A 15,337-nucleotide genomic window follows, 5' to 3' on the forward strand; every position below is an offset into this window, starting at 1 on the left:
TCGATTGCTTCGTACGGGGACCGCGTCGCAGCTGTTCGTCTGTTCTTCACTTCTCTTGTGCGGTACACGACATGCCGCGATCCTACTGTTCTCGGCGCTCCCGCCCCGGAAGCCCCGACACACGGAGGACCCCATGGCCTTCGCACGACTCCGCACCCCCGGCACCCCTACCGCCGGCCCGCGCCCCGCCCGTCGTCGCAAGCTCCGTCCGCTCACCGCCCTCGCCACCGGCCTCGGCCTGGTCGCCGGCTCGCTCGGCCTGTGGGCCGCGGGCGGCAGCGCGGCCGCCGATACCGCCGTCGGCCTGCCCTCGCCCGACCACGTGGTCGTCGTCATGCTGGAGAACCACGCGTACTCGCAGGTCATCGGCAGCTCGAACGCGCCGTACATCAACGGCACCCTGGCGGCCGGCGGCGCGAAGCTGACCCAGTCGTACGCACTCACCCACCCCAGCCAGCCCAACTACTACATGCTGTTCTCCGGCAGTGCCCAGGGCATCGTCGACGACAGCTGCGTGGACGTCGGCGCGCTGCAGGAGCCGAACCTGGCCTCCGAGCTGCTCGCCGCCAACCAGACCTGGGCCAGCTACAACGAGGGCCTGCCCGCCCCCGGCGCCACCGACTGCAGCAGCGGCAACTACGCCCAGAAGCACAACCCGTGGTTCGGCTTCGGCAACGTGCCCACCTCCACCGCCTACGGCATGGACGCGTTCCCGACCGACTTCACCACCCTGCCCAAGGTCTCCTTCGTCATCCCGGACCTGTGCGACGACATGCACGACTGTTCGGTGGGCACCGGCGACTCCTGGCTGCAGACCAACCTCGACGCGTACGCCCAGTGGGCCAAGAGCAACAACAGCCTGCTGGTGGTGACCTTCGACGAGGACAACCGACTGGCCGGCAACCGCATCCCGACCCTGGTCTACGGCGCCCACGTCGCCCCGGGCAGCTCCACCGCCACCACCTACAACCACTACGACGTGCTGCACACCCTGGAGGACCTGGCCGGGGTCAACGCCCACGCCGGCAACTCCGCCGGTGCCGCGGACATCACGGGCATCTGGAACTGACGCCCGTGTACGTCGCGGACTCCCGCAGCTCCAAGGCCCCCGTCGCACCGGCCACCGGCCCGGTGCGGCGGGGCGCCGCCCTGCGCGCCGTGCCGGGGGCGGTCCTCGCCCTCGGCGCCGTCAGCATGGTCACCGACATCTCCTCCGAGATGGTCAGTGCCGTCCTGCCGCTCTACCTGCTCACCGGACTCGGCCTCTCCCCGCTCGGCTTCGGGCTGCTCGACGGCATCCAGAACGGCTTCAGCGCCCTCGTCCGCCTCGTCGGCGGCCACCTCGCCGACCGCCGCGGCCGCGACGGGGCCGCCCGCCACAAGGCCGTCGCGGCCGTCGGCTACGGGCTGTCCGCGCTGTGCCGGCCACTGCTGCTGTTCGTCCACACCGTGCCGCTGATCGGCGCCGTCATCGCCGTGGACCGCACCGGCAAGGGCCTGCGCACCGCGCCCCGGGACGCGATGATCTCGCTCGCGACCGAACCCGCCCACCGCGGACGGGCGTTCGGCGTGCACCGGGCGATGGACACGGCCGGCGCCCTGCTCGGCCCGCTCACCGCCTTCCTGGTGCTGCGCCTCGCGGGCGGCCCGCTGCTCGCCGACGGCGGCGAACGGCACGGCTACGACGCGGTGTTCACGGTCAGCTCCTGCGTCGCCGCGCTGGGCGTGCTGATCCTGCTGCTGTTCGTGCCGAACCGGCAGCAAGGTGACGCACCGTCAAGGTCGGCCCCTTCGCTGCGGGACAGCCTCACCCTGCTGCGCCTGCCCGGGCTGCGCCGGCTCACCCTGTGCGCCGTGCTGCTCGGGCTCACCACCGTCAGCGACTCCTTCCTCTACCTGCTGATCCAGCGCCGACTCGGCCTGTCCGTCAGCCTGTTCCCGCTGCTGCCGCTCGGCACCGCCGCCGCCTTCCTGCTGCTGGCCGTCCCGTTCGGCTCGCTCGCCGACCGGATCGGCCGCCGCCGGCTCTTCCTGCTCGGGCACGGGGTGCTGCTGCTCGCGTACGGGATGCTGCTGTCGCCGCTGCGCGGGCTGCCCGCGGTGATCTGCGTGCTGGTGCTGCACGGCTCCTTCTACGCCGCCACCGACGGGGTGCTCGCCGCCGCCGCGGCCGACACGGTGCCCGCCGAACAGCGCGGCGCCGGACTGGCACTGGTCGGCACCGGGCAGGCGCTCGCCCGGTTCGCCTGCTCGCTGCTGTTCGGCGCGCTGTGGAGCGTGGTGGGCGGCGCGACCGCCCTGGCCTGGTCGGCCGGGGCGCTGGCGCTGTGCGTGGGCGGCGCCGCGGTGGTGCTGCGTACGTCCGAACCCGTTGCCGCCGAGGAGACCGCGTGAACGAGGAGAGCGAGTGAACCTGCAGAACCGCACCAGAGTGATCGTGCTGCTGGTCGCCGTCCTGGTGCTCGGCGCGGTCGGCACCGGAGCCGTGCTCTACGCGGCCGACCGCACCTCCGAGCGCGACCGCACCCAGGCCGGCGGGCCGGTCGTCAACCCGGGGAAGGTCTCCCTGCAAGTGCCCGGCAGCGGACATCAGTTGCTGTTCCGCAGCATGGCCTGGGGCCCGCACCGGGACGAGATCACCACCGTCCCCGCCGACCGGCCGGACGGCCCGCGCACCGCCTCCGGCGTCCAGTGCCTGCGCTTCCACGCCGCCGCCGGCACCGGCATCTGCCTGCAGGCCCAGCACGGCGCGCTGGAGGACACCTACCGCGCCGTCGTCCTGGACGACCACCTGCACGAGCTGCGCTCCTTCCCCGCCGCCGGGATCCCCACCCGCTCCCGGGTCTCGCCGTCCGGGCACCTCGTCGCCTGGACGGTCTTCGTCAGCGGCGACTCCTACGCGGGCACCAACTTCTCCACCCGCAGCTCGATCGTGGACGTGCGGGACTGGAACCTGCGGGAGAACCTGGAGGACTTCACCGTCATCAAGGACGGCCACCCGTACCAGGCGCACGACATCAACATCTGGGGCGTCACCTTCGCGGACGACAACACCTTCTACGCCACCGTGGCCACCGGCGGGCAGACCCACCTCGCCCGCGGCGACCTCGCCGCCCGCACCCTCACCACCCTGCACGACAACGTCGAGTGCCCCTCGCTCTCCCCGGACGGTACCCGCATCGCGTACAAGAAGCGCGTCCCCGGCCTGCCCGCCGACTCCCCGTGGCGGCTCTACGTCCTCGACCTGGGCACGATGACCGAGACCGCCACCGCCGAGCAGCGCAACATCGACGACCAGGCGCTCTGGTCCGACAACGGCACCCTGCTCTACGCACTGCCCGGGGACTACGGCGCCGATCTGTGGACCGTCCCGGCGGACGGCTCCGGCAGCGCCCGGCTGGTCACCAAGGCCGCGGTCGCCCCCGCCTACCCGGGCTGAGGAACTCTGGGCTACGGTCCCACGTCGAGCAGAGTGTGACGTCCTGATCGGGTGTTCCGATCGGACGTCCTGATCGAGGGGGAGCGAGAAAGCGTGGACGGCATCCCACCCGAGCGGATGGTGACCGACTCCTGGCCCGCCTTGCACGGCCGCCCGGTCCTGCGGCGCACCGTCGCCGTCGGACTGGTGCTCGGCGTGTCCGTCGCCGCTGCCCTCGTGGTGCGCGGCGTCAACGCGCTCACCGTCGGGCAGGTCGGCAGGGAGACCGACCGCGACCGTGCCGAGCGCCTGGCCGGCCTCCACCCCTCCCAGCACCCGGGCGCGGGGCGGTACTACGTGCCGGTCAGCACGGTCTACACCCGGACGTCGGACGGCGCGCCGGTCGCGTACCTGCACTACCGGCTCGGGGGCGGCAAGGACCCGGGACTGGGCGACTTCCTGCGGGCGTACGACCTCCCGGCGCCCGGGCCGGCCGCTCCGCTGCCGCCGGACCTGGCGGCGGCGCTGGGCGGGGACGAGCCGGCGGAGGCGCCGGAGCTGCCGGAGGAGGAGCCTTCGGCGTCCCCTTCCGCGGCTCCGTCGGCGGTCGCGTCCCCGTCCCCGTCCGAGACCACCTCCGCCCCGGTCGCCATCGCGGCGCAGCCACCGGACGGCGGCTCCGCCGACGCGAGTGCCGACGCCGACGCCGACGCGGACGACGCGTCCGATGAACCCTCCGAGTCCTCCGCACCCTCCGTACCCTCTGAGCCCTCTGAACCCTCGGCCGAGCCGGACGCCAAGGCCGGGGCCGGGGCCGGGGAGGGCGGTCCGTCTCCGACCCCGGCCCCGCCGTCCCCGCCCACCTGGACGGCTACCCCGACCCCCGGTTGGACCCCTTCCGCCGTCCCCGTCCACCCGGCCGGCGCCCGCCGGATCTACGTCGCCACCATCCCCGGCGGCCCGCCGGGCTCCGCCGACATCTACATCCGCGCCACCGGCTGAGCCGCTCCGCGCCCCATGCCTCAGCCCCGCCGGTCGCGCGACCGGCGGGGCTGAGGGGGCGAGGGGGCGAGGGGGCGAGGGGGCGGGGGAGCCGTCAGCGGGCGGCTGCCGGCCGGGGTGTTGCCGCCTGGGGCGCTGCCGCCTCGGCCGCGGGCGCCGACTCGGGCTCCGGGCCCGCCGTGGCGGCCCGGCGGGCCGGGGACTGGCCGACGAGCATGGCGCCGAGCGCCAGTGCCAGGCCCAGGACCTGCCACGGGGTGAGGGTCTGACCGAGGACGACCAGGCCGCCGACCGTCGCCACCACCGGGTTGATCAGTCCCAGGAAGGAGGCCGGCCCGGCGCCCAGGCGCTCGATGCCGCGGAACCACAGCACGTACCCGAGCGCGGTGCTGAACAGCCCCAGGTAGGCGAAGCCCGCCAGGTTGGAGGCGCTCAGGGCCGGCGGCGCGCCCTCGACCAGTGCCGCGAGCGGGACCAGGAAGACCGACCCGGCGAGGAGCTGCCAGGCGGTGAGGTCGACCATGGTGGCGCCCTCCGGGCGGCCCCAGCGCCGGGTGAGGACGGTGCCCATGGCCATCAGTGCGATACCCGCGACCATCGCGGCGATCCCGAGGCCGTCCAGCTTCGCCCCGCTCTTGAGCACCAGCAGCGCCACCCCGCCGACTCCGGCCAGCCCGGCGAGCAGCGCCCGGCGCCCGGGCCGTACCCGGAGCACGCCGATCGAGAACCCGGCGACCAGCAGCGGCTGGATCGCCCCGATGGTGGCCGCGACCCCGCCGGGCAGCCGGTACGCGCCGACGAACATCAGCGGGAAGAACAGCCCGATGTTGAGCATCCCGAGCACCGCCGCGCGCCCCCACCAGCGCCCCTTGGGCAGTTTGCGGCCGATCAGCAGCAGGAGTAGCCCGGCCGGCAGTGCCCGCAGGGCGGCGAGCAGCAGTGGGCGGCCCTCGGGGAGCAGCTGGGTGGTGACCAGGTAGGTGGTGCCCCAGGCGGCCGGGGCGAGTGCGGCGGTGGCGGCGATCGTGGCGCGCTTGCGGTCCATGGCGTCCCCCTCAACGTTGACTATCTGAACGTTGAGATATTTCTACGCCCGGAGATCGGCGAACGTCAAGTATGTGAATGTTAAGATATCTACGACGACAGCGACCTGCCGTAGAGAGGCGGAGCACCATGCAGCAGCGCGACACCGTCGACGACATCGCCGAGCAGTGGAGGAGGGTCGACCCTGGCCTGGACCTGGAGGCCATGGCCCTGATCGGCCGACTCCGGCGGCTGAACGTCCGGGTCGACAACGCCCTGCGCGAGTACTTCGCCAGCTGCGGCCTGGACTCCTCCGAGTTCGACGTCCTGGCCACCCTCCGCCGCTCCGGCGAGCCCTACGAGCTCAACGCCCGTGCCCTGCTGAAGTCCGCCATGGTCACCTCCGGTGCCATCACCAACCGTGTCGACAAGCTCTCCGCCAAGGGTCTGGTCGAACGCAAGCCCTGCCCGGATGACCGCCGCGCCGTCCTGGTCCGCCTCACCCCGGCCGGCAAGGAGCTCATCGACGCCACCCTGCCCGGCCACCTCCGGAACGAGGAGCACATCCTCACCGCCCTCGATGCCGACGAACGCGCCCAGCTCGACACCCTGCTGCGCAAGCTTCTCGTCGCCCACGGCGACACCGAACCGCTCCTCGGCTGAGCCGCTGTCAGTGCCTCCTGCCATGCTGTCCCCCGGCAGCAGGCGCAAGGGGGGCAGGGCAGTGATCGAGCAGGCGGCGCGACGGATCGCCGAAGGCGTCGTGGCCAAAGCGCCCGAGGGCTGGACGGAAGCCGTGCTCTCCAGCCAGGTCGACCGGAGGAGCGCCTCGCTCGCCGGCCGCATCACCGTCCCCGGTGCGACCGGCCATTGCCCGCGCCCGGACGCCTCGTTCGAGGACCTGCGCCGGCTGGGCGACGCCGTGCGGCAGTTGCGCGGCTGGGACGGTACTGCCCTGGAGCTGCGCTGCCGCCGTTCCGGGGAACATGAGCTGCTCGCGTTCGAGGACTCGGTCAGCCGACTGAACGGCGTCCGGGGCGGCTTCCATGCCGTCCTGGACGGTGACTACCGGCTGCCCCAGCCCGGCGCCGACCAGGAGGCGGGCACGGCGGCACCGGTCGGTGACCCCGCTCTGGCCGTGGCGCGCTTCCGTACGTACCTGGAACGCCGCGCCGAGATCCGCAGCCGCCCGGACCAACTGCCGCCGCCCGCCCCCGAGTCCGCGATCGAGGAGGTCGAACGCCGCATCGGCCATCGCCTGCCCGCCGACCTGCGGGCGCTCTACCGGATCGCCGACGGCGACGCCGTCGGCCACGACCCCTGCCACCTGATCGGGACGTACGGCTGGCTGTCGCTGGAGAGCATGGTCGCCGTCCGCGAACGCCTGCGCACGCCCTTCTGGTACAGCTGGGAACTCGGCTGGGATTGGGTCGTCTTCGATGCCGACCCGCCGAACACGGTGCGCCGCTGCGGCGGACACCCGGCCTGGCTGCCCTTCGCCACCGGCGAGGACGGCAACTACCTGGCCGTCGACCTCGCCCCGGCCCGCGACGGCCGCCCCGGCCAGGTCATCCGGATCGGCGCCGACTGCCGCGATGGTCCGGAGTATGTCGCGGAGTCGGTGACGGCCCTGATCGGCCGGTACCTGGAGCAGCTGGAGTCCGCCTCGTACGAGTACGACGTCGAAGAAGGCTGGATCGAGCTGGACGACACGGAGGAGTGGGCCGGCCAGCGGCAGTTCATCGGCGAGATCCCGGACCCGGTCTCGCCCACCCTCCAGGCGCTGTACCTCCACGACCTGGCCGGGGTGGTGGACCTGTCGCCGCTGACTGCCGCGACCCAGCTGCGGCGCCTGTACGTGGGTCGCTCGGCGGTGGCGGACCTCTCGCCGCTGCGCGGGCTGCCCGTGGAGTCCCTGCGGGTCCCCCTGGAGGGCGGTGACCTCTCACCGCTGGAAGGCCACCCGACGCTCAGGTCGCTGGAGTTGGCGACGGTTGCGTCGGTCGACCTGGCGGTACTGCGAACACTGCCGAACCTGCACGGCCTCGACGTCGCCGACGCGACGGTCGGCGACCTGACCGTGCTGGCCGACCTCCCAGGGCTGCGCTACCTCGCCCTGAACCGCCACCAGTGGACCGAACTGCTGGCTGCGGACAACGTCCCGTCCACCCTCGCCGCCGCCGGCCTCATGGACCCCGAGGCCACGATGAGCGAAGCACTCGCCTGGGCCGCCCGCCTCGGCCACGACACGAGTGGCGCGATACGCCTGCGGTTCAGCTGACGCCGAACTCGCTGTCGCGGATGGCGGCTAGGAAGGATTCCCAGGCGGGGACGGGGAAAACGAGTGCCGGGCCCTGAGGGTCCTTGGAGTCACGCACGGGGACGACGCCCGGGAGGCCGGGAGCGATCTCGACGCACTCGCCGCCGTTGTCGGAATACGACGACTTCACCCAGCGCGCGTCGGACAGCTCAGGGTTCATACGGCCAGTTCCTCTCGGGCTTTGTGAATCAGCGCTAGGGATGCTGCCCTGGGCAAGGCCTCCACCACCAGCTGATCGTACTGTCTCTCCCAGGCCGTGACCGTTTCGCGGGTTCGCTCCAAATGTCCGCGCGCGTACGATTCGGCGTACCCGACGACAGAGCCGTCCGGCAGGTCCAGCAGCGTCACCGGCAGCTTGAACGGAAGGTTCTCGCCCAGGTCGAACGGTGCCACCTGGATGGTGACGTTCGGCTGTGCGGCGAGTTCCACGATGTGGTCGAGCTGCTTGAGCATCACAGCCCTTCCGCCGACAAGGCGGACCAGGCAGCTCTCATCAATGACCACGTGGAACAGCGGCGGCTTCTTCTGTTGGAGGAGTCGCTGTCGGCTGGCGATGAAGTCCACTCGCTCATCCGCCTCGGCCCGCGTGATCGCACCGCGCTGGAAGGCCGAGTAGGCCAGTGCTTCGGCGTACTCCGGGACTTGGAGCAGTCCCGTGACGATGGTCAGCGCCAGCGTGCGCAGCCGACGGCACCGGGCCTCGGCGTCGGCGAACTCGGCGAACCCCTCCAACAGACTGGCCTTCGCGTAGCGCCGCCAGAGCTCGTAGAACGTGCCTCCGGTCTCGAACACCTCATCGGCTTTAACAGCGAAGTTCCTTGTTGGAGGACGCATCGCTCGTTCGACGTACGAGACCATGGTGTTGGAGTACCCCATGCGCTTCGACAAGCCGACCTGGGACCAGCCCCTAGACCGTCGCAACCTGCGAAGTTCCTGGCCAAATCGAACGGCAGGGGATGCGGTCGGATCAACTTCCTGTTCGCTCATGGCAGCTGAGACCTTTCACAAGACGGAATGGTCAAGGTTGATGCTCTGGTCATCGTAGGTGCACTGGGGCCACCATGGCTACGCCTCGTGATGGATCGAGCGCGAAGAGCTATCCATGGAGTCCCCGTGCCCAACTCCCGCTTCCAGCCCCAACTCGGCGAGCTCGTCCTCGACTTCGCCCGCCGGGGCGCCGACGGTCGCCCCGTCGAGGGCGTCTACATGGACACCCTCGGCACCCTCGCCTACCTCCGCCCCGAGCACGGCGGCTGCGAGTGGACCGCCCGGCCCGAGAACCTCCGCCCGCGCTCGCGCGACGCGGCGGCGTGACGGAACGGAGCGATCGATGTTCAACTCCCTGCGCCCGCGCCCCCGGAGCCACCACCAGGCGCTCGTCCTGAACGGGGCCAAACAGGTACTGCTGATCGAAGCCGGCACCCGCCGATCCGTCCTCACCCTCCCCGGCGGCGCCGCCGGCCGCCGCGAACCGCCGCACCTCGCCGCGCGTCGGCACCTCGAAGCCTCGACCGGCCTCGTCCGCGCCCTCCACTGCCTGCTGATCGTGGACTTCGTCGGGGCCCGGCCCTTCCAGTTCGTCCACTGGGGCGGCCAACTCGACCCCGACCAGGCTGCGGAAGTCGCCCGCCGCAGCTCGCTGCACTGGGTGGACGAGGACAGCCTCCCGGAGGTCGTCGCCCCCGACGACCTCCGCCGCATCTCCCACGCCCTCGCGTTCCTCGCCTGGCAGGCGATGCTCCCCGCCCTCGTGCACGGCATGCGGCCGTAGTGGTGCGGTAGTTCGCGTGACCACGACCTCCCCGGCCGCGTTAACCCGTCGGGACGCCGGATCCGAAGGAGAGGCCCGATGAAGCGCAAGACCCCCAGGGAGATCGCCGTCGACGACCAGCTGCGGGCGGCCGGCGCCGAGGGCGCCCGGTGGCTCGGCAGCGTCGGGTGGGGCCCGCCGGTGACGGTGCCGCTGCAGAACGCGGCCAAGTGGCAGCGGGAGACCCGGTCCCGGATGCTGGCGTCGCAGGAGGACGAGTCCTGCACTTGGTGCGACCACCTATTGCACGGCGGTCCGCAGCCCGTCGTCGTGCACGCCGAGCACCCGACCCACCTGGTCTGCCGCGCCTGCTCCGTCGCCGCCCGCCCCCACCGCCCCTGCCTGGACTGCGGAAAGCCGGCCGACTCGCGCTCTCCGCTGGACGGCCGCGAGGACGTCTGCATGGGCTCGGTGGCGATCTACACCCGCCTCCGCTGCGCCGCCTGCTTCCGAGCCGACCCGCTCGGCGGCACCTTCGGCAGCGGCTCGTGACGTCCCACTACAGGTGCGCGACCAACGCGTAGCGTTCGTCATTCACGGGGCCACCCCACAGGGCGGCGTCCCCACTGAGCGGCTCGACGCGTAGCTCGGCCACCAACGGTCGTACCGCCGCCGCGAGTTCCTCGGAGGCGACGCCGCTGCCCCACGGCAGGTGCTCCGCGCCGGCGACGTACGGCGCCGTCTGCTCGCCCGCCTCGCGCCACCGTCCCTGACCAGCACCAGCCGCCCGCCGGGCCGGAGCAGCCGCACCCAGGCGCGCAGTGCCCGCTCCGGGTCGGGAAGCGTCCAGATCAGGTGGCGCGACAGCACGACGTCGAAGCCGCCCTCTCGCACCGGAGGATCGCCTGCATCACCCACCAGGAACCGTCCAACCACCCCGGCGGCCGCGGCCTTCTCCCTCGCCCGCGCCACCATCCGCAGAGCCAGGTCCACTCCGGTCACCCGATGCCCGTTGGCTGCGGCGAGCACCGACAACGACCCCGTTCCGCACCCGGCGTCAAGCACATCCGAAGGCTCCGACGGCAACCACTCCCGGACCCGCCGCGCCTACGCCTCCCGCGTCACCGCCTCCCGCAACCCGTGATCCGGCTCGTCATCGAAACCCGACGAAGCCGCGTCCCAGTAGTCGGCGATGGCCCGGCTGGAGTCAGTCATGCCGCCCGTCATCGCGCTCGGCACTGACATCCGGCCCGGCCAGGCCGGACCGGTCATTCACGCGTGCGCAGCAATCGCGATTGACTTCGGAACGTATTCCGAATTAGCGTCGAGTCATGTCGACTCTCACCGTGTCCTTCTCCGACCTGTCGAAGAACTCCAAGCGCGTCGCGGACACCGTGGAGCGCGCCCAGCGCGTGCACGTCACACGGCGGGACGGTGAGGATCTGTACCTCACCACCGAGCGCCACGACCGCCAGCGCGAGGAGACCGCGGACGTCACCGCGCGCCTGTTCACCGCGCTGATCAGCAGCGACGAGGGTGCACGGGCTGTCCTGCTGGCCCTTCCCGCCGTCTTCCCCTGGGTCAGGCACCTGTCGGCCGAGGAGGTGCGCGAGTTCGTCGTCGACCTTGTGGATGCGACGCGCGACGTCGTGGAGCTCGACGTACACGCCAATCTGCATCGCGTGATAGTGGAATGGCGCGCCACCGCCAGAATCCTTGCGGACCCGGAGCTGACCGCGGAGCTCACCAGCCACCTTCCCGGTGGCGATCACGGCGAGGTGGTCGCGCCGTGAGCCCCAAGCGTGGTGATGATGTCGCGCCGCCACCGGTCGGTGACGAGTGGCGGGTGCGCTTCGGCACGACCGAGGCGGCGAAGGGGTGGGGTGAGCTGTGCGCCGAGGCGCCGGGCAACGCCCGCCGCTGCTTCGAGGCGTTGCGGGCGAACCCGCTCGCCAGGACGGATCCCGACCGTCAGCATCGGCTCCGAGGTCGCTTGGCGACCCGGATTCTCGGGGGTGTGGAGCTGTCGCAGTGGGAATACGAAGTGACTGCTGGCGGGCGGGTGCGATACGTGGTGGAGGAGGCGACTCGTACCGTGTACGTCGTCCATGCCTCGCCCCGGCACCCGAAGGACACCGACGCGTAGTCCTGGAGTCTCACGCCGGCGGCGCGCCCGACCTCTCCCTTTCATGCCCCGGCGCGCACCGCCGGGGGCCGCCAGTTGTAGATCGTCGCCGACCGGCTCAGCAGGGCCCGGGTGGGGAGGAGGCCGACGAGGGTGAGGGCGGTGTCGCGGAGCAGGGTGGTGGTGGGGGCGCGGAGGGCGACGAGGGTGCCGATTCGGCGGGAGGCGGTCACGACGGCGGTGGCGCGGGGGAGGCGGGTGGCGGTGTAGGCGGGCAGCGGGGCGGCGAGGTCGCCGGAGGGGGTGAGGGGGGAGGCGAGGACGACGGCGTCCTCGATGGCCTGGCAGGCGCCCTGGCCCAGGAAGGGGCACATGGCGTGGGCGGCGTCGCCGAGGAGGGCGACCCGGCCGTGGTGGTAGGCGGGCAGGGGGTCGGCGAGTTCCCGGACGTCGTGGCGGAGCACCCGGTCGGGCTCGGCGAGGTCGAGCAGTTGGGGGACGGGCGCGCACCAGTCGCCGAACAGCCGTTGGAGTTCGGCGTGTTCGCTGGCGGCACGGGTGCCGGCCGGGGCGAGGGCCGCGCCGTAGAGGTAGACCCGGCCGTCGGCGAGCGGGACGATGCCGGCGAGGCGGCCGCGGCCCCAGATCTCACCGGCGGCGGCCGGCTGGCGGCCCGGGGAGACGATGGTGCGCCAGGTGGTGAAGCCGCTGTAGCGCGGGCCGGGGTGCTGGGGGAAGAGCTGGGAGCGGGTGGCGGAGCGGATGCCGTCGGCGGCGACGACCAGGCCGGCGGGCTGCTCCCCGTCGGTGGTGCGGACGACGGCGGGCTCGTCGGTGTTGCCGGGGGCGACCAGGGTGGCGGGGGAGTCGGTGCGGACGGTGCCCTCCGGCAGGGCGTGGACCAGGGCGGCGATGACGTCGGCGCGGGCGACGGCGGCGATCGGGTCGCCGAACTGGGCCTCGACGGCGGCGGTGCTGGTGCGGGCGAGCCAGCGGCCGGAGGGGTGGCGTACGCCGATGGCGGGGTGCGGGGTGGCGAGGGCGCGCAGTCGGGGGCCGACGCCGAGCCGGTCGAGGGCTCGCAGGGCGTTGGGGGCGAGGGCGAGGCCGGCGCCGACGGGTTCCAGGGAGGCGGCGCGTTCGTGGACGGTGACGGGGACGCCCTGCCGGTGGAGGGCGAGGGCGGCGGCGAGGCCTCCGATGCCGCCGCCGATGACGATCGCCTGGTGCATGCCCATGGTGGGCTCCTCTCCTCGCACTACAGGTGTAGTGCCCAATGCTCAGCACCGTACTGCATGTGTAGTGAGGAGTAAACTACGGCTGTAGTGAGTTGGGGAGCCCCAGTTGGGGGAGCCCCAGTGGAAAGGCCATGATCGGACCCATGACACCCCCGCGCCCGACCCTGATCGCCGACGCCGCCATCGACCTGATCGCCGACGCCGGCCTGCGCGGGCTCACCCACCGCGCCGTGGACGACGCGTCCGGCCTGCCCGCCGGCTCGACCTCCAACCTCGCCCGCACCCGGGCCGCCCTGCTCGATCTCGTGCTCACCCGGATCGTCGAGCGGGAGACCGCCGACTACCCGGTCTTCACCGAGGGGGAGGGGTTCGCGCCCTCCACGACGGCGCGCGAGCTGCTGGTCGAGGTCGGCGCCGACATGCTGTACCGGGCGCTCACCACCGGGCGCCGGCTCACCCTGGCCCGCCTGGAACTCGCCCTGGAGGCCACCCGCAGGCCCGAACTACGCGCCGTCTACGACCGCCTGGGCGCGGGCTTCGCCGACCTCGCCGCCGCCCTGCTCGCCCGCTCCGGCTCCGCCGACCCGACGGCCGACGCCCGCCGGCTGATCCGCTGGTGCGAGGGCGTGCTGTTCAACTCGACGGCCGGCAGCGGCCACTGGTACGTGCCGATGCCGGAGGAGCTGCGCGAGGAGGTCGCCCGCTACCTCGCCGCGCTGCTGGATCGGGAGGGTTAGGAGCCGGGCGTGCCCCCTATACTCCGTGTGCTCGATCAGCCAGGGGGAAGCATGCTGAACACGTTGGAGATCGCCGTACTGACCACGATCGGTGCGGCGCTGCTGCTGCGGTTGGCGACACTGTCGGTGCTGGTGCGCGCCCAAACGGCGACCCGCCGACGGGCGTTGGCGGCCACGGGCGCGGACGCGACCGCGGGTGCGCCGGGCGGCGTCGGCGCGACCGTCGGCGAGCTGGCGGTGGGCCTGCTGGCCGTCGTGGGGCTGCTGGCTCTCCTGCGCGTCTGGAGCAACGTCCTCTACGAGGGACTGGGGCAGCCGTTCGACCTCAACAACGTGAGGTACCTCGCCTTCCAGACGCACATGTCCCTCGTCGTGGTGCGGACCTGGTACATCGCGGGCTTCGTCACGTGCCTGCCGCTCTGGCTGCTGCTCTGCTACCTGACCCAACGCAAGCTGCTGACCAGCGGCCTGCCCCCGCAGGCGTGGTCGGCCGGCCGGACCCGGGCCCAGGTCATCGGCCTGCTCGTGCTCCGCGCGGTGATCGGCGTGTTCGTCCTGCCGGTCGGACTGCTCCTCGCCGCCGTGGTGTTCCAGATCGTCGCCGTACTTGTGGGCCGCCACCCCAAGCCGGTCGGCGCGGAGGGGGCGAGCGCGCAACCGGCCCAGGCGTTCCAGGCGCCCCTGGCAGTGCCGAACCCGTACGCACCCACCGTCCCGCCGCAGGCGTCGTACGCCCCGCCCCAGGCGTCGTACGTCCCCACGCAGTTCGCCCAGCCCGCCCCGCCGCCCCCGACCGCCCCGCCCGTGCAATCGAGCCCGCCCCTCGGTAGCCCGCTCAGCCCCCACGAGCCCCGCACGATCGGCGGCTACCAGCTCCTCGGCCGGATCGGCTCCGGCGGCATGGGCACGGTCTACCTCGCCCAGCGCCAGGGCTCCGCCACCCAGGTCGCGCTCAAGACCATCAACCTCGAACTCCTGGGCGACGCCGAGCTGTTGCGCCGCTTCCAGCGCGAGTCCGAGGTGCTGGCCATGGTCCCCGGTGCGTACACCGCCCGGGTGCTCGACGCGGGCGTGGACGCCGGACGCCCTTACCTGGCCATGGAGTTGCTGGACGGCCGCCCGCTGGACGTCCACCTGCGCGAGCAGGGCCCGATCCGCTCCGCCGAGGCACTGCGCGCCCTCGCGCTGGCGCTGGCCGTGGCGCTGTCCGGGGTGCACCGGCTCGGGCTGGTCCACCGGGACCTCAAGCCCGCCAACATCATGCTGACCACGGCCGGCCCGCGCCTGCTGGACTTCGGCATCGCGGCGATCGTGGACGGCACCCGGCTCACCGCCACCGGCGGCGGGCCGGGCACCCTGACGTACATGGCGCCCGAGCAGTTCGGCGAGGAGCGGGTCGGCACGCCCGCCGACGTGTGGGCCTGGGCGTGCTGCGTGGTGTGCGCGGCGCACGGCGCCAGCCCGTTCGCGGCGACCAGTACCGGCGCGGTGATCCGGCGGATCGTGGACACCGGGCCCGAACCGGCCGCGCTGGCGGCGGTCCAGGCCCTCGACCCGGGCCTCGCCGGCGTCGTCACCCGCGCGCTGGCCATCGACCCGGCACAGCGCCCGACGGACGGTACGGCCCTGCTGGCGGCGCTCGCGGCGGCCCAGCCGACGGCGCCGGACCCGGCGGGCGTCCACGACCAGATCACCCGGGGCTGGCAGACGCTCGCACTGTAGCC

17 protein-coding genes and 1 pseudogene are annotated in these 15,337 nt (G+C 72.8%); 13 read left to right on the plus strand and 5 right to left on the minus strand.

Annotated features, from left to right (window positions below):
• The first annotated feature begins 133 nt into the window (after nucleotides 1–133).
• The 4 genes from ACGF12_RS26275 (at nucleotide 134) to ACGF12_RS26290 (ending at nucleotide 4,420) form a co-directional block, all read left to right on the plus strand.
• Entirely contained in the window at nucleotides 134–1,069 is a 936-nt protein-coding gene (locus ACGF12_RS26275) for an alkaline phosphatase family protein (protein WP_393034793.1), read from the plus strand.
• A gap of 5 nt (nucleotides 1,070–1,074) precedes the next feature.
• Nucleotides 1,075–2,394 (plus strand): MFS transporter, encoded by a 1,320-nt coding sequence (locus ACGF12_RS26280; RefSeq protein ID WP_393034795.1) that lies wholly within the window; start codon nucleotides 1,075–1,077, stop codon nucleotides 2,392–2,394.
• A gap of 19 nt (nucleotides 2,395–2,413) precedes the next feature.
• Nucleotides 2,414–3,439, plus strand: coding sequence for a TolB family protein (locus ACGF12_RS26285; protein WP_393034872.1), 1,026 nt, complete (start codon nucleotides 2,414–2,416; stop codon nucleotides 3,437–3,439).
• Between the two features lie 93 nt (nucleotides 3,440–3,532).
• Nucleotides 3,533–4,420, plus strand: a complete 888-nt coding sequence (locus ACGF12_RS26290) for a hypothetical protein (protein WP_393034798.1) — start codon at nucleotides 3,533–3,535, stop codon at nucleotides 4,418–4,420.
• A gap of 94 nt (nucleotides 4,421–4,514) precedes the next feature.
• On the opposite strand, the gene ACGF12_RS26295 is transcribed toward ACGF12_RS26290, so the two are convergent.
• Nucleotides 4,515–5,465 carry an EamA family transporter gene (locus tag ACGF12_RS26295; RefSeq protein WP_393034801.1) on the minus strand — a complete coding sequence of 317 codons (951 nt, stop codon included), beginning with the start codon at nucleotides 5,463–5,465 and terminating at the stop codon, nucleotides 4,515–4,517.
• Nucleotides 5,466–5,593: 128 nt separating this feature from the next.
• Between ACGF12_RS26295 and ACGF12_RS26300 the strand changes: the two genes are divergently transcribed.
• Together ACGF12_RS26300 and ACGF12_RS26305 are read left to right on the plus strand one after the other, a co-directional pair.
• Nucleotides 5,594–6,106, plus strand: coding sequence for a MarR family winged helix-turn-helix transcriptional regulator (locus ACGF12_RS26300; RefSeq protein ID WP_393034803.1), 513 nt, complete (start codon nucleotides 5,594–5,596; stop codon nucleotides 6,104–6,106).
• Nucleotides 6,107–6,167: 61 nt separating this feature from the next.
• Nucleotides 6,168–7,724: an SMI1/KNR4 family protein gene (locus ACGF12_RS26305; RefSeq protein WP_393034806.1), complete on the plus strand. Its 1,557-nt coding sequence runs from the start codon at nucleotides 6,168–6,170 to the stop codon at nucleotides 7,722–7,724.
• On the opposite strand, the gene ACGF12_RS26310 is transcribed toward ACGF12_RS26305, so the two are convergent.
• Nucleotides 7,717–7,923 (minus strand): DUF397 domain-containing protein, encoded by a 207-nt coding sequence (locus ACGF12_RS26310; RefSeq protein WP_393034808.1) that lies wholly within the window; start codon nucleotides 7,921–7,923, stop codon nucleotides 7,717–7,719. The two genes, ACGF12_RS26305 and ACGF12_RS26310, sit on opposite strands and share 8 nt — an antisense overlap.
• A complete protein-coding gene (locus tag ACGF12_RS26315; RefSeq protein ID WP_393034811.1) occupies nucleotides 7,920–8,750 on the minus strand; it encodes a helix-turn-helix domain-containing protein in 831 nt (276 codons plus the stop codon). The genes ACGF12_RS26310 and ACGF12_RS26315 overlap by 4 nt, the downstream gene beginning before the upstream one ends.
• 126 nt (nucleotides 8,751–8,876) lie before the next feature.
• Here ACGF12_RS26315 and ACGF12_RS26320 point away from each other — a divergent pair, with 126 nt between their 5' ends.
• From ACGF12_RS26320 to ACGF12_RS26330, 3 genes are all read left to right on the plus strand, one after another.
• Entirely contained in the window at nucleotides 8,877–9,077 is a 201-nt protein-coding gene (locus tag ACGF12_RS26320) for a hypothetical protein (protein WP_393034814.1), read from the plus strand.
• Between the two features lie 16 nt (nucleotides 9,078–9,093).
• Complete coding sequence (locus tag ACGF12_RS26325) at nucleotides 9,094–9,534, plus strand: NUDIX domain-containing protein (protein WP_393034817.1); 441 nt, start codon at nucleotides 9,094–9,096, stop codon at nucleotides 9,532–9,534.
• 78 nt (nucleotides 9,535–9,612) lie between these two features.
• Nucleotides 9,613–10,065 (plus strand): hypothetical protein, encoded by a 453-nt coding sequence (locus ACGF12_RS26330; RefSeq protein ID WP_393034820.1) that lies wholly within the window; start codon nucleotides 9,613–9,615, stop codon nucleotides 10,063–10,065.
• A 7-nt stretch (nucleotides 10,066–10,072) separates the two neighbouring features.
• Here the strand turns inward: ACGF12_RS26330 and ACGF12_RS26335 are convergent.
• Nucleotides 10,073–10,728: pseudogene (locus tag ACGF12_RS26335) on the minus strand (class I SAM-dependent methyltransferase).
• A gap of 116 nt (nucleotides 10,729–10,844) precedes the next feature.
• Here ACGF12_RS26335 and ACGF12_RS26340 point away from each other — a divergent pair.
• Nucleotides 10,845–11,306 carry a prevent-host-death family protein gene (locus tag ACGF12_RS26340; RefSeq protein WP_393034822.1) on the plus strand — a complete coding sequence of 154 codons (462 nt, stop codon included), beginning with the start codon at nucleotides 10,845–10,847 and terminating at the stop codon, nucleotides 11,304–11,306.
• Nucleotides 11,303–11,659 carry a hypothetical protein gene (locus ACGF12_RS26345; RefSeq protein WP_393034825.1) on the plus strand — a complete coding sequence of 119 codons (357 nt, stop codon included), beginning with the start codon at nucleotides 11,303–11,305 and terminating at the stop codon, nucleotides 11,657–11,659. The genes ACGF12_RS26340 and ACGF12_RS26345 overlap by 4 nt, the downstream gene beginning before the upstream one ends.
• Before the next feature lie 41 nt (nucleotides 11,660–11,700).
• On the opposite strand, the gene ACGF12_RS26350 is transcribed toward ACGF12_RS26345, so the two are convergent.
• The gene (locus ACGF12_RS26350) at nucleotides 11,701–12,876 is read right to left on the minus strand and encodes an FAD-dependent monooxygenase (protein WP_393034827.1); all 1,176 of its coding nucleotides are present in this window, start codon (nucleotides 12,874–12,876) and stop codon (nucleotides 11,701–11,703) included.
• Between the two features lie 143 nt (nucleotides 12,877–13,019).
• On the opposite strand from ACGF12_RS26350, the gene ACGF12_RS26355 reads away from it, so the two are divergent.
• Nucleotides 13,020–13,613: a TetR/AcrR family transcriptional regulator gene (locus tag ACGF12_RS26355; RefSeq protein WP_393034829.1), complete on the plus strand. Its 594-nt coding sequence runs from the start codon at nucleotides 13,020–13,022 to the stop codon at nucleotides 13,611–13,613.
• A gap of 51 nt (nucleotides 13,614–13,664) precedes the next feature.
• Nucleotides 13,665–15,335: a serine/threonine-protein kinase gene (locus ACGF12_RS26360; protein WP_393034832.1), complete on the plus strand. Its 1,671-nt coding sequence runs from the start codon at nucleotides 13,665–13,667 to the stop codon at nucleotides 15,333–15,335.
• The last annotated feature ends 2 nt before the right edge of the window (nucleotides 15,336–15,337 follow it).

This window comes from Kitasatospora sp. NPDC048296 (assembly GCF_043201815.1).
Lineage (GTDB): Bacteria > Actinomycetota > Actinomycetes > Streptomycetales > Streptomycetaceae > Kitasatospora.

Bases quoted from the DNA above. Each gene is read 5' to 3' on its own strand.
- ACGF12_RS26275 (WP_393034793.1), top strand. From the start codon at position 134: ATGGCCTTCGCACGACTCCGCACCCCCGGCACCCCTACCGCCGGCCCG.
- ACGF12_RS26295 (WP_393034801.1), bottom strand. From the start codon at position 5,465: ATGGACCGCAAGCGCGCCACGATCGCCGCCACCGCCGCACTCGCCCCG.
- ACGF12_RS26300 (WP_393034803.1), top strand. From the start codon at position 5,594: ATGCAGCAGCGCGACACCGTCGACGACATCGCCGAGCAGTGGAGGAGG.
- ACGF12_RS26310 (WP_393034808.1), bottom strand. From the start codon at position 7,923: ATGAACCCTGAGCTGTCCGACGCGCGCTGGGTGAAGTCGTCGTATTCC.
- ACGF12_RS26315 (WP_393034811.1), bottom strand. From the start codon at position 8,750: ATGAGCGAACAGGAAGTTGATCCGACCGCATCCCCTGCCGTTCGATTT.
- ACGF12_RS26325 (WP_393034817.1), top strand. From the start codon at position 9,094: ATGTTCAACTCCCTGCGCCCGCGCCCCCGGAGCCACCACCAGGCGCTC.
- ACGF12_RS26330 (WP_393034820.1), top strand. From the start codon at position 9,613: ATGAAGCGCAAGACCCCCAGGGAGATCGCCGTCGACGACCAGCTGCGG.
- ACGF12_RS26340 (WP_393034822.1), top strand. From the start codon at position 10,845: ATGTCGACTCTCACCGTGTCCTTCTCCGACCTGTCGAAGAACTCCAAG.
- ACGF12_RS26350 (WP_393034827.1), bottom strand. From the start codon at position 12,876: ATGGGCATGCACCAGGCGATCGTCATCGGCGGCGGCATCGGAGGCCTC.
- ACGF12_RS26355 (WP_393034829.1), top strand. From the start codon at position 13,020: ATGACACCCCCGCGCCCGACCCTGATCGCCGACGCCGCCATCGACCTG.
- ACGF12_RS26360 (WP_393034832.1), top strand. From the start codon at position 13,665: ATGCTGAACACGTTGGAGATCGCCGTACTGACCACGATCGGTGCGGCG.